Source organism: Phytobacter sp. (assembly GCF_059074235.1).
In genome coordinates this window covers 38,748-51,897 of sequence record NZ_JCACPZ010000007.1, presented here as the reverse complement: position 1 = coordinate 51,897, position 13,150 = coordinate 38,748, and the positions used below count along the sequence as shown (strand labels likewise).

The 13,150-nt window shown below is 53.6% G+C and carries 8 protein-coding genes; 2 read left to right on the top strand and 6 right to left on the bottom strand.

The features are described from left to right. Nucleotides 1–111: 111 nt before the first annotated feature. From AC5JPW_RS17675 to AC5JPW_RS17650, 6 genes are all read right to left on the bottom strand, one after another. Complete coding sequence (locus tag AC5JPW_RS17675) at nt 112–1,437, bottom strand: MFS transporter (protein WP_494242431.1); 1,326 nt, start codon at nt 1,435–1,437, stop codon at nt 112–114. A 269-nt stretch (nt 1,438–1,706) separates the two neighbouring features. Then, nucleotides 1,707–2,384 (bottom strand): respiratory nitrate reductase subunit gamma, encoded by a 678-nt coding sequence (gene narI, locus AC5JPW_RS17670; protein WP_494242489.1) that lies wholly within the window; start codon nt 2,382–2,384, stop codon nt 1,707–1,709. Beyond that, nucleotides 2,384–3,094 (bottom strand): nitrate reductase molybdenum cofactor assembly chaperone, encoded by a 711-nt coding sequence (gene narJ / locus AC5JPW_RS17665; RefSeq protein WP_494242430.1) that lies wholly within the window; start codon nt 3,092–3,094, stop codon nt 2,384–2,386. The genes narI and narJ overlap by 1 nt, the downstream gene beginning before the upstream one ends. After that, nucleotides 3,091–4,629: a nitrate reductase subunit beta gene (narH, locus tag AC5JPW_RS17660; RefSeq protein ID WP_494242429.1), complete on the bottom strand. Its 1,539-nt coding sequence runs from the start codon at nt 4,627–4,629 to the stop codon at nt 3,091–3,093. The genes narJ and narH overlap by 4 nt, the downstream gene beginning before the upstream one ends. Next, the gene (locus AC5JPW_RS17655) at nt 4,626–8,369 is read right to left on the bottom strand and encodes a nitrate reductase subunit alpha (protein ID WP_494242428.1); all 3,744 of its coding nucleotides are present in this window, start codon (nt 8,367–8,369) and stop codon (nt 4,626–4,628) included. Before AC5JPW_RS17655 ends, narH begins: the two co-directional genes overlap by 4 nt. Nucleotides 8,370–8,749: 380 nt before the next feature. Beyond that, on the bottom strand, nt 8,750–10,144 hold the full coding sequence (locus AC5JPW_RS17650; RefSeq protein ID WP_494242427.1) for a NarK family nitrate/nitrite MFS transporter: 1,395 nt from the start codon (nt 10,142–10,144) through the stop codon (nt 8,750–8,752). Nucleotides 10,145–10,449: 305 nt separating this feature from the next. Here AC5JPW_RS17650 and narX point away from each other — a divergent pair, with 305 nt between their 5' ends. Next, the gene (gene narX / locus AC5JPW_RS17645) at nt 10,450–12,246 is read left to right on the top strand and encodes a nitrate/nitrite two-component system sensor histidine kinase NarX (RefSeq protein WP_494242426.1); all 1,797 of its coding nucleotides are present in this window, start codon (nt 10,450–10,452) and stop codon (nt 12,244–12,246) included. Continuing rightward, nucleotides 12,239–12,889 carry a two-component system response regulator NarL gene (gene narL / locus AC5JPW_RS17640; protein ID WP_458047058.1) on the top strand — a complete coding sequence of 217 codons (651 nt, stop codon included), beginning with the start codon at nt 12,239–12,241 and terminating at the stop codon, nt 12,887–12,889. Before narX ends, narL begins: the two co-directional genes overlap by 8 nt. Nucleotides 12,890–13,150: the final 261 nt, after the last annotated feature.

Here is a 13,150-nt window from a genome sequence, read left to right as displayed (position 1 = left end):
TTAATCAAATAAAAATAATATATCGATCGATGAAACCGATCAGGAGATCACTTTTTGATCACTTATCGACCTTAAAAATACCCGGCAGACTCAGCACTACCGGGCAAAATATCAGCGTTTAAGAGGCTGCCCGGCCGTTTCACGCGCGCGCAATACGGTCAGGAAAGTGATCAATGCGGCTCCCATGACGTAATATGCCGGGGAGAATTTGTCCCCCGTCGAGGTGATGAGCCAGACGGAGAACCACGGCGTAATCCCACCGAAGAACGCGACAGCGAAGTTATAGGCGATGGACAATCCACCGTAGCGCACGCTGGTGGGAAACAGCTCCGCCATAGCTGCACTGCATGCCCCGTCAAACGCGGCAATAAAAGCGCCCAGCATCACCATCGCCAGTACGGCAGAGAGCATATCGCCCTGCGCCATCAGCATCATTGCCGGGTAACTCAGCAGAATAAAGCCCGCACACCCTGCCAGCATGAGTGGTTTACGGCCAAATTTATCAGACAAGAAACCCATAAACGGCACCAGTACCGCCACCGAAAACAGGCCAATCGTGGTGATGGCGTACGAATCCAGTTTGCTATAGTGCAGTTCGGTTGAAAGATAGCCCGGCATAAAGGTTTGCAGCGTCCAGTGACCAACAGCCTTGATCACCACAAATCCCACACAGAACAGTAATGCCGCCCAGGCGCGGGTGACCGCTGAACGCAGTGGCGTGGCATCGGTTTTCCCTTGCTGCTGTGCCGCCAGAAACTCCGGTGAATCTTCCAGGTGTTTTCGCAGATAAAGCCCAACCCAACCGAGTGGGCCGGCAATCAGGAACGGAATGCGCCAGCCCCAGTCGTTCATCGTGCTTTCACCGAGCGTGGCGGTAAGCAAAAATACCAGCCCCGACCCTGCTACAAAGGCCATAAAACCGAAGTTATCGATCCAGCAGGTGAAATATCCGCGTTTGTGATTAGGCGCATATTCTGCGAGATAGGTGGTTGCACCGGAGCTCTCGCCACCGGCGGCGAAACCTTGTACCAGGCGGGTGATCACCAACAGTACCGTCGCTGTAATGCCGATTTGATGATAAGTCGGCAGCAACCCCATTACAAAGGTCGCCCCGGAGGTCAGTAAGATCACCGTCGCCAGAACTTTTTGCCGCCCTTTTCTATCGCCCAGCGACCCAAAATAGAGTCCGCCGAGCGGGCGCATAACGAAGCCTGCGCCAAATACCGCGAATGAGGAGAGCAGCGCGACGCTGGGGTTCTCGGCATGGAAGAATTGCATCCCGATAATAGCAGCGAGCGTGCCGTACAGGCCAAAGTCAAACCATTCAACAAAATGGCCCACCCCCGTAGCGAGTAAAACCTTACGTAATTTACGCGACGCAGTGACCCCTTCAGAGTGAACCGTCCGTTCGAGAGATTGCTGTGCAGGCTGTGACATAGCCCCTCCATTAATGACAGTGTTTCTATAATAGATATACTGTCAGTGCGAATTTCGCACAGCAGCTAACGCCTAAAATGTGATAACCACCCTGCTTTCGCCGTAATTTATTCATGGCGGTCACATTTTCAGGCAGAACAAAGTTTCGTCGCAGTGTAGCCGCAAACCCGAATGCTTTCTTCAGCAAAAGAACGAAATATAAGAGAACTCTTTTTACAAAGACATAAAAAAACCCTGCCGAAGCAGGGTCTTATCACAAAAACGCAGAATTAGCGGCGGGCGCGAACAATCTGGTATTTGCGTGTCAGGTACTCTACCGGCGCGCTCCAGATATGCACCAGGCGGGAGAACGGGAAGAGGACAAACAATGTCATACCCAACACCAGGTGCACACGATAGATAAACGCGACGCCGTCGAGATAATCCGATGCACCAACGTGGAATGTCACGACTGACTGCGCCCAGCCCACCAGTTTCATCATCTCGCTCCCGTCCATATGCTGAGCAGAGAACGGAATGGTCAGCAGACCCAGCGCACATTGCAGCATCAGCAGCGACATAATCAGGATATCAGCGGGCGTTGAGGTTGCACGAATGCGTGGGTTAAACAGGCGACGTTTGAGCAACATCACGCCACCGACCAGGCACATCACGCCACTGGCACCGCCGCCGAGCATTGCCATTTTCTGCTTAATTTCAATTGGCAGAAAAGACTCATACATCCAGTGCGGCGTCAGCATACCCAGCGCATGACCGGCAAAAATACCCAAAATACCGAGGTGGAAAAGGTTCGACCATAAGGTCATGCCTTTGCGGTCCAGCATCTGGCTGGAGCCTGCACGCCAGCTATACTGACCGTAGTCGTAGCGCAGCCAACTGCCCACCAGGAACACTGTACCCGCGATATACGGATAAATATCGAAGAAGAACGTATTCAGGAAGTGCATCATTGCTGTCCTCCGGTTGTGATATTCAGATATTGCGGGGCGACGACTCCGGCAAAACGACGCTGGTGGTTGGTAATTTCAGACTCACCGCACCCCTGCTCAGCGAAGAATTTCACCTGCTCTTCTTCCCACACCGCATCCAGTGCCTGCGGGGTGTCATCGCGTGCTTCGTCTGCTATCTTGTCGGCCACTTTCTGGTTATCAATGACCGTGTTCGACAGCACCATCAGGGCCTCAAACAGCACCGAATAGTGGCTCTCACGCTGTTGTAAACGGGCATTGAGCAACGCCAGAATGGGCGCGATGTCCTGCAAACCGCCGATAGCCTCGGCAACAGGCAGCTGCGCCAGATATTCCAGATACAGCGGCAGGTGATCGGGCAGCTCGCGGCTGTCCAGCTCAAGACCGTGCTGCTCATACTGGCCTAACAAATCGACCATTGCCTGACCACGATCGCGAGATTCACCATGTACATGTTCAAACAGCAGCAGCGACGTGGCGCGACCCCGGTCAAACAGTTCGCTGTAGCTTGACTGAGCATCCAGCGGGTCCTGATTCAACAGATCGCGTAAGAACACGGTCATCTTTGAAAGTTGCTTTTTGGGCAGATGCTCAGCCGAGGCCAGGGCTTCGAAGAACTCCTGTTGGTGCTGCCATAAGGCAGCATCCGGGTATTCCAGAAGACGGGAAACAATCACCAGTTCAATCATGGGCGCGGCTCCGTTTTCACTGTAACATCCACCGCATCAATGCGGCGACTGTTGAACAGGTTGAATTTGGTGTCCGAACCGTGGCAACCATCGCCGAAGGTAAAACCACAACCGCTCTTCTCCGGGAAGGCGTCGCGGGCCAGTTCGCGGTGACTGCTCGGGACCACGAAACGATCTTCGTAGTTAGCAATCGCCAGGTAACGGTACATCTCCTGGGCCTGTGCTTCGGTTAAGCCCACTTCTTCCAGTGCACGGGTATCAATTTTGCCGTCCACAGTTTCGGTGCGTTTGTAGTGGCGCATTGCCAGCATGCGTTTCAGCGCCAGCAGTACCGGAGCGGTGTCGCCAGCAGTCAGCAGGTTTGCCAGGTACTGAACCGGGATACGCAGACTGTCAACGTCAGGCAGAATGCCGTTGCTGCCCAGCTCGCCCGCATCCGCGGCAGACTGAATCGGTGACAGCGGTGGCACATACCAGACCATTGGCAGCGTGCGGTATTCCGGGTGCAGCGGTAGTGCCAGCTTCCAGTCCATCGCCATTTTGTAAACCGGCGACTGCTGGGCTGCATCAATCACGCTTAGCGGGATACCGTCTTTGATCGCCTGTTCGATCACTTTAGGATCGTTCGGGTCAAGGAAGACATCCAGTTGACGCTGGTACAGATCTTTTTCATTCTCGGTGCTCGCCGCAGTTTCGATGGCATCCGCATCATACAGCAGCACGCCGAGGTAGCGGATACGGCCCACGCAGGTTTCGGAACAAATGGTCGGCTGACCGGCTTCGATACGCGGGTAACAGAAGATGCACTTCTCTGATTTGCCGCTCTTCCAGTTGAAGTAGATTTTTTTGTACGGGCAGCCGGTGATGCACATGCGCCAGCCGCGGCATTTATCCTGATCGATCAGCACAATGCCGTCTTCCTCACGTTTGTAAATCGCACCGCTCGGACAGGTCGCCACACAGGCCGGGTTAAGGCAGTGTTCGCACAGGCGCGGCAGGTACATCATGAAGGTGTTTTCAAACTGGCCGTACATCGCCTTCTGCATGTTTTCGAAGTTTTTGTCTTTCGACAGCTTCTCAAACTCACCGCCCAGATCATCTTCCCAGTTCGGACCGTATTTGATTTTGTCCATACGCTGCCCGGTGATCACCGAACGCGGACGGGCAATCGGCTGGTGTTTACTGTCAGCCGGTGCGTTATGCAATGCCTGGTAGTCAAAATCAAACGGCTCGTAGTAGTCGTCGATTTCCGGCATATGCGGGTTAGCGAAGATTTTGCCCAGCAGCCAGGCACGGTTGCCCATGCGCGGCTGCAGCTTGCCGTTAATTTTACGGATCCAACCGCCCTTCCATTTTTCCTGGTTTTCCCAGTCAGTCGGGAAGCCCGTGCCCGGTTTGGTCTCCACGTTGTTAAACCACGCGTACTCCACCCCTTCACGGCTGGTCCAGACGTTTTTACAGGTGACTGAACAGGTATGACAGCCGATGCATTTATCGAGATTCAGCACCATGCCGACTTGTGAACGAATTTTCATTTTACGCTCTCCTGTACCTGGTCATTGCCTTCGCCGTCCAGCCAGTTAATGTTTTTCATCTTACGCACCACCACAAACTCATCACGGTTTGAACCCACCGTTCCGTAGTAGTTAAAGCCATAGGCAAGGTGCGCATAGCCGCCGATCATGTGGGTCGGTTTCGGCGTGATACGGGTCACCGAGTTATGGATACCGCCGCGCTGCTGGGTGATCTCTGAACCCGGCAGGTTCACGATACGTTCCTGGGCGTGGTACATCATGGTCATCCCTGCAGGTACACGCTGGCTGACCACTGCACGAGCAGTCAGTGCACCGTTGCTGTTGAACACTTCGATCCAGTCGTTATCTTCAATACCCAGATCTTTGGCATCCACGTCACTCATCCAGACAACTGGACCGCCACGACCTAAGGTCAGCATCAGCAGGTTGTCGCTGTAGGTAGAGTGAATCCCCCATTTCTGGTGCGGCGTCAGGAAGTTGAGCGCTTTTTCCGGGTTGCCGTTGGATTTCTCGCCCATCACCTCTTTCACCGAACGGGTGTCGATTGGCGGACGGTAAACCAGCAGGCTTTCACCGAAATCACGCATCCACTGGTGATCCTGATACAACTGCTGACGACCAGAGAGGGTGCGCCACGGAATCAGCTCATGAACGTTGGTGTAACCGGCGTTGTAAGAGACATGCTCATCTTCCAGACCGGACCAGGTCGGGCTGGAGATGATTTTGCGCGGCTGCGCCTGGATATCACGGAAGCGGATTTTTTCCTCTTCTTTGTTATTCGCAAGGTGCGTGTGATCACGACCTGTGAACTCACTCAGCGCAGCCCAGGCTTTTACGGCAACATGACCGTTAGTTTCCGGTGCGAGAGTCAGGATCATTTCTGCCGCATCAATTGCCGTGTTAAGCATCGGCTGGCCTTTCGCCGGGCCGTCAGCCTTGGTGTAATTGAGCTTACGCAGCAGGTCCATTTCGCTCTGGGTATTCCAGGCGATGCCTTTTCCGCCGTTACCGATCTTCTCCATCAGCGGGCCAATAGAGGTAAAGCGCTCGTAAGTCGCCGGGTAATCACGCTCAACCATAATCAGGTGCGGCGCGGTTTTGCCCGGGATCAGGTCGCATTCACCTTTTTTCCAGTCTTTCACATCAAACGGCTGCGCCAGCTCGGCGGCAGAGTCGTGCTGAATCGGCAGGGTGACAAGGTCAGTCTCTTTGCCAAGGTGGCCCACGCACACTTCAGAGAATTTTTTGGCGATGGCTTTATAGATTTCCCAGTCGCTTTTCGATTCCCATGCCGGGTCAACGGCGGCAGACAGCGGATGAATAAACGGATGCATATCCGAGGTATTCATGTCGTCTTTTTCGTACCAGGTCGCGGTCGGCAATACGATATCGGAATAGAGGCAAGTGCTGGACAAACGGAAGTCCAGTGTCACAACCAGATCCAGTTTTCCGTCAAGCCCATTATCTTTCCACTCCACCTCTTCAGGTTTCACGCCGCCCTGTTTGCCGAGATCTTTACCCTGGATACCGTGTTCGGTACCGAGAAGATATTTCAGCATGTACTCGTGGCCTTTACCGGAGGAGCCCAACAGGTTAGAACGCCAGATAAAGAGGTTACGTGGGTGGTTTTTACCGTTTTCCGGCTGTTCTGCCGCAAAATGCATGGAGCCGTCTTTCAGGGATTTGACGGTATAATCCACCGCGCTCATCCCTGCTTTTTTAGCTTCTTCTGCAATGCGCAGTGGGTTAGTCCCCAGTTGCGGCGCAGACGGCAACCAGCCCATACGCTCGGCGCGTACGTTGAAGTCCAGCAGGTGACCGGTGTAACGAGATTGATCCGCCAGCGGTGACAGGAACTCTTGTGCCGTAACGGTTTCATAACGCCACTGACTGGAGTGGTTATAAAAGTATGAGGTGCTGTTCATGTGGCGTGCAGGACGCTGCCAGTCGAGGGCAAACGCCAGCGGTTGCCAACCGGTCTGCGGACGCAGTTTTTCCTGGCCCACATAGTGTGCCCAGCCGCCACCGCTCTGCCCGATACAACCACAGAACACCAGCATATTGATGATCCCACGATAGTTCATATCGAGGTGATACCAGTGGTTCATCCCGGCACCGATGATGATCATCGAGCGGCCGTGCGTTTTGTCGGCGTTGTCAGCAAATTCGCGCGCAATACGCGTGATATTAGCAGCAGATACGCCAGTGATTTTTTCAGCCCAGGCTGGGGTGTAAGCTTTGATGTCGTTGTAGCTTGTGGCGCAGTTTTCATCGCCAAGACCACGCTCCAGGCCGTAGTTAGCCATGGTCAGGTCATAAACGGTTGTCACCAGCACGCTGCTGCCGTCAGCCAATTGCAGGCGTTTCACCGGCAGTTTGTGCAGCAGGATATTTTCCAGCTCAACTTTACTGAAGTGTTCGGTGCTCTCGCCGCCAAAGTACGGGAAGCCGACGTTAGCGATATCGTCCTGATGGCCGAGCAGACTCAGTTGCAGCTCGGTTTCAGCGCCAGATGTACCATCACGCTGTTCAAGGTTCCATTTGCCCTTCTCACCCCAACGGAAACCGATAGAGCCGTTCGGCGCGACCATCTCACCTTTATCGGTACAGGCAACGGTTTTCCACTCAGGATTGTTTTCCTGACCGAGTGAATCAACCAGATCCGAAGCACGTAACATTCGGCCCGCAGCATAGTAACCGTCACGCTCTTCCAGCATCACCAGCATTGGCATGTCGGTATAACGACGCACATAGTCGGTGAAGTACTGGCTCGGGTTATCCAGGTGGAATTCACGCAGCATAACGTGGCCCATCGCCAGCGCCATTGCGGCATCCGTACCCTGTTTCGGCGCCAGCCACAGGTCGCAGAGTTTGGCGATTTCGGCATAGTCAGGGGTGACGGCAACGGTTTTGGTGCCTTTGTAGCGAACTTCGGTGAAGAAGTGTGCATCCGGCGTACGCGTCTGCGGAACGTTAGACCCCCAGGCGATGATGTAGCTGGAGTTGTACCAGTCAGCCGATTCCGGCACGTCGGTCTGCTCGCCCCAGGTCTGCGGAGACGCTGGCGGCAGGTCACAATACCAGTCGTAGAAGCTCAGGCAGGTGCCGCCGAGCAGAGAAAGATAGCGAGCGCCGGAGGCATAAGAGACCATCGACATCGCCGGAATCGGCGAGAAGCCAGCCACACGGTCCGGGCCGTATGTTTTGACGGTGTAGACGTTGGATGCAGCAATCAGCTCATTCACTTCCTGCCAGCTTGAACGGACGAAACCACCGCGGCCCCGCGCCTGCTTAAAGCTTTTGGCCTTATCAGCGTCTTCTATGATGGACGCCCAGGCATTCACCGGATCAGGATGCTGTACTTTTGCTTCACGCCACATTTTCATCAGGCGTTTACGCATCAATGGATATTTCAGGCGGTTAGCGCTGTAAAGATACCAGGAATAGCTTGCACCACGTGGACAACCACGCGGTTCGTGGTTAGGCATATCCGGGCGAGTACGCGGGTAGTCAGTCTGCTGGGTTTCCCAGGTGACCAGACCGTTTTTCACATAGATTTTCCAGCTGCATGAGCCAGTACAGTTCACCCCATGGGTAGAACGGACAATCTTGTCATGCTGCCAGCGCTGGCGGTATCCATCCTCCCAATCCCGGTTTGTTTCGAGAAGCTGGCCATGCCCATCGGCAAAAGTTTCACCCTTCTGTTTGAAGTAGCGAAACCTGTCCAGGAATTTACTCATCGGGTCTCTCCTGTTAGGAGCCTGACGGCTCTCTGATAAATCGACATTGCTGCAATGGCTGCGAAAGTAACGTTATGAAAGGTGGTAAGAATTGATGGCGATCAAGCTGAGCAGGCTTGATTAAGGAGGTAAAAAAACGATCTACTCCCAAAGTAGGATAATTTTAAATTGGTTAATTATTTAATAAATAAGGGATTATTTTAAATCCATGTAATTGAAAAGGGTAAAAACCTGCTGAGGAGGTATTAAGGGGTAGGACACCCTGAAGACCGAAGCGCGCACGGAGTTTCGTGACAGTCTTCAAATCATTAGTATGTTGTAACTAAATCATGTTTAAAAAAAGCGCGGCATTACACCGCGCAAGGATAATCAACAGTTACTTATTTATTATTGGAATTACGGCCATACACCAGCCAGGTGATAACCACACAGGCGACGTAGAAGACGAGGAACACTTTCATTGCCCCTGCCGGTGAACCGGTCAGCGCCAGTGATGTCCCGAATGCTTTGGGAATAAAGAAGCCCCCAACGGCACCAATGGCAGAGATGAAGCCCAGTGCAGCTGCGGTTTCAGTTGCCGCTTCACGCAGCGCCGTAGCTTCACTTCCACCCGAGTTTTTCACCCGCTCCAGCGTCATTTTACGGAAGTTCACCGAGATCATCTGGAAAGTAGAACCACTACCCAGCCCGGCGGTCAGGAACAGCATCATGAACACACCAAAGAAGGCGATGAAATTGCCGCCAACGCCGTTGGAAGGCAAGGTCAGGAACAGCAACGCGCTAAAGATAGCCATCAGCACAAAGTTAACTAACGTCACACGCGTCCCGCCCAACCGATCGGATATTGCCCCACCCGCAGAGCGCGCCAGTGCACCAATCAGTGGACCGAAGAAGGCGTAATGCATAATGACGACATCCGGGAACTGGGTTTTCGATAGCATGGCAAAACCGGCGGAAAAACCGATAAACGAGCCAAACGTTGCCAGATAGAGGAAGCTCATGATCCACATATGCTTGCGCTTGAGCACCGGCAACTGCGCACGCAGTGATGCTTTCGATGTTGCCAGTTCATTCATGCCAAACCAGGCTGCAAGAGTAAACACGGCCAGGAACGGCACCCACACCCACGCGGCGTTCGCCAGGTAGATCAGGCTACCATCCGGTTGTGAAACACCGGTTGCCCCAAAGAAGGCAAAGATGGAAAACGAAATCGCCAATGGTGCAAATAACTGCATCACACTGACGCCAAGGTTGCCTAAGCCACCGTTAAGACCCAGTGCGCCCCCCTGCTTCTCTTTGGGGAAGAAAAAGCTGATGTTCGCCATACTGGAGGCAAAGTTCGCACCCGCAAAACCGCACAGCAGCGCGATGGTGATAAAGGTGCTGAACGGCGTAGAAGTGTCTTCAACGGCGAACCCCAGCCAGACACAAGGAATAATCAAAATACCGGTACTGAACGCTGTCCAGCGGCGCCCGCCAAACACGGGGACCATGAAGGAGTAAGGCACGCGCAGCAATGCGCCGGACACCGATGGCAACGCCGTCAGCATAAAGAGCTGATCCGTTGTAAAACTGAAGCCCACTTTATTCAGGTTTACGGCAACGGCACTAAACAACATCCACACACAAAACGCCAGCAGCAAGCACGGAACAGATATCCACAGATTGCGGCTGGCAACGCCGCTGCCCTGCTGTTGCCAGAACACCGGATCCTCAGGACGCCAGTCGGTAATAACTCGACCGGATGCCCTTTGCGGGGTAGAAGAGTGGCTCATAGACACCTCTGATTATTGATTCGACGCCTGCCACCTTAGTTTTTACAGCGCAAGTTAAGTTGATATAAATCAAAGGAAAAGTTGTCGATTCATTGCTCATAAAATCATCATGCTCATTTATGAGTAGAGAGAATAAGTAAAAAAAGTGTGGTTTTTCACGGTACTGACCCGTTCGATGAAAACCACACTCCTGATGCTGGAATGCGTGACGATAAAGGGGTAATCCCTTTGGGGTATGGGTATACCCCTGGGGATGGCGGACAATGTCGTCCTCTTCGTTGCCGCAGGCAGGAGCCTCGCCCGTTATGCTAAAACGCCTCTTAACACCACTTACCCTGGTTAATCAGGTTGCGCTGACCATGCTGCTTTCCACCATTATTGGCGTAGCAGGTATGGGCATTTCTGGCTGGCTGGTACAAGGCGTTCAGGGCAGTGCGCACGCAATTAACAAAGCCGGCTCATTACGCATGCAAAGCTATCGCTTGCTGGCCGCCATTCCCTTGCATGAAGAAGACAAACCGCTGTTACGTGAAATGGAAGAGACGGCATTCAGTCCGGAACTGGCGGCTGCCGCAGCCCGTGATGGTCAGGAAGTCCAGCTTCATGCCTTACAAAATTACTGGCGTAATGAAGTAGCCCCCGCTCTGCAACAGGCGAATGAAGCCAGAGAGGTTTCCGCAGAAATAGCGACCTACGTTAACCGTATTGATCTTCTGGTCACTGCCTTTGATCACAGTACTGAACTGCGTGTCTCACACGTGGTGATTCTGCATAGGGTGATGGCCATTCTGCTCGGGCTGATTTTGCTCTTCACCATTATCTGGCTGCGTGCCCGCCTGCTATGGCCCTGGCAGCAGCTACTTAGCATGGCGCGAGCCGTGAGTCAGCGCGATTTTCTCCAGCGAGCGAACATTAGCGGCCGCAATGAGATGGCCACGCTGGGCACTGCGCTGAACAACATGTCTGCCGAACTGGCCGAGAGCTATTCGGTACTCGAACAGCGGGTAAAAGAAAAAACTGCCGGGCTTGAACAAAAAAACGAGATCCTCTCCTTCCTCTGGCAGGCCAATCATCGCCTGCATTCGCGTATTCCACTCTGTGAGAGACTCTCACCGGTGCTCAACGGATTGCAGAATCTCACCCTGCTGCATGACATCGAGCTGCGCGTCTACGATATGGAAGATGAGGACAACCATCAGGAGTTCACCTGCCAGTCCAACGCCAGCTGTGATGATAAGGGCTGCCATTTATGCCCGCGAGGTGTACTTACACCGTCAACGGGCGGGACTACGCTAAAATGGCGACTGGCGGATACCCGGACCCAATACGGTTTATTGCTGGCGCAATTACCATCGGGTAAGCACTTGAGCCACGATCAACAGCAACTGGTTGATACCCTGGTTGAGCAGCTTACCGCCACGCTGGCCCTCGACCGCCACCAGGAGCGCCAGCAGCAATTAATGGTCATGGAAGAACGTGCGACTATCGCCCGCGAACTGCATGATTCGATAGCCCAGTCGCTCTCCTGTATGAAGATGCAGGTCAGTTGCCTGCAAATGCAGGGGCAAAATCTGCCGGAGAACAGCCAACAATTACTTGGCCAGATCCGCACCGAACTCAACACCTCGTGGGCGCAATTACGCGAGCTTTTGACCACCTTCCGCTTACAATTAACAGAACCCGGTTTACGCCCGGCACTGGAATCCAGTAGTCAGGAGTACAGCGCACGGTTTGGTTTCCCGGTCAAACTGGATTACCAGCTTCCGCCGCGTCTGGTGCCTTCGCATCAGGCGATTCACCTGCTGCAAATTGCCCGAGAAGCGTTAAGCAATTCGCTGAAGCATTCGGGGGCCACTGAGGTCACGGTCGCAGTGACACAGCAGGAAAAACGGGTAGTATTGCGAGTCAGTGATAACGGCTGCGGTGTGCCTGAAAACGCCGAGCGAACTAACCATTACGGATTAATTATAATGCGCGACCGCGCGCAAAGCTTACGTGGGGATTGTCAGGTGCGGCGGAGAGAGTCCGGCGGTACTGACGTTGTTGTCACGTTTATTCCCGAAAATCTTCTCTCACCTGTGCATGGAGATAACTATGACTAACCAGGAACCCGCTACCATTCTTCTGATTGACGACCATCCGATGTTACGCACCGGCGTGAAGCAACTGATCAGCATGTCGCCAGAAATTACGGTAGTTGGTGAAGCCAGCAACGGTGAACAAGGTATTGAGCTGGCAGAAGCGCTCGATCCGGATCTGATTTTACTCGATCTGAATATGCCCGGTATGAACGGACTGGAAACCCTCGATAAGCTGCGTGAGAAATCGCTTTCCGGTCGCGTCGTTGTGTTTAGTGTCTCGAACCACGAAGAAGATGTGGTAACCGCACTTAAGCGCGGTGCTGATGGTTATCTGCTCAAAGATATGGAGCCGGAAGATTTGTTGAAGTCGCTGCAACAGGCGGCAGCCGGTGAGATGGTGCTGAGTGAAGCATTGACCCCGGTACTCGCGGCAAGTCTGCGCGCTAACCGCTCCGCTTCTGACCGCGACGTAAGCCAGTTAACACCGCGTGAGCGTGACATTCTGAAGCTGATCGCGCAGGGCCTGCCGAATAAGATGATTGCCCGCCGCCTGGACATCACCGAAAGTACGGTGAAAGTGCACGTGAAACATATGCTGAAAAAAATGCGCCTGAAATCACGCGTTGAAGCGGCAGTGTGGGTGCATCAGGATCGTATTTTCTGATAGCCGCTTTCTGAGTGTTGTAGGCCGGATAAGGCGACAGCCGTCATCCGGCATGATGGTGAAGGGGTATATGTAATGCCTGAGGATTGTTCCGTTCACCTTACGAGCAATGCTCCCATGAAGCCTCTCCACTCGTGAACGTGCAAGGGAGGGTGGACAGAGGTTTGTCGAGCCAGGACGGCGAGTCAAACCGACCGCAGGCTGAGGGTCGGGAGGTGAACGGAACAAACTTCAGTGCTGCCTGCATCCCCTCACCCCAAC

Excerpts from the sequence above, each read along its gene's own strand:
- narJ (WP_494242430.1), bottom strand. The coding sequence starts at position 3,094 with ATGATTGAACTGGTGATTGTTTCCCGTCTTCTGGAATACCCGGATGCT.
- narX (WP_494242426.1), top strand. The coding sequence starts at position 10,450 with ATGCTAAAACGCCTCTTAACACCACTTACCCTGGTTAATCAGGTTGCG.
- narI (WP_494242489.1), bottom strand. The coding sequence starts at position 2,384 with ATGCACTTCCTGAATACGTTCTTCTTCGATATTTATCCGTATATCGCG.
- AC5JPW_RS17675 (WP_494242431.1), bottom strand. The coding sequence starts at position 1,437 with ATGTCACAGCCTGCACAGCAATCTCTCGAACGGACGGTTCACTCTGAA.
- AC5JPW_RS17650 (WP_494242427.1), bottom strand. The coding sequence starts at position 10,144 with ATGAGCCACTCTTCTACCCCGCAAAGGGCATCCGGTCGAGTTATTACC.
- narL (WP_458047058.1), top strand. The coding sequence starts at position 12,239 with ATGACTAACCAGGAACCCGCTACCATTCTTCTGATTGACGACCATCCG.
- narH (WP_494242429.1), bottom strand. The coding sequence starts at position 4,629 with ATGAAAATTCGTTCACAAGTCGGCATGGTGCTGAATCTCGATAAATGC.
- AC5JPW_RS17655 (WP_494242428.1), bottom strand. The coding sequence starts at position 8,369 with ATGAGTAAATTCCTGGACAGGTTTCGCTACTTCAAACAGAAGGGTGAA.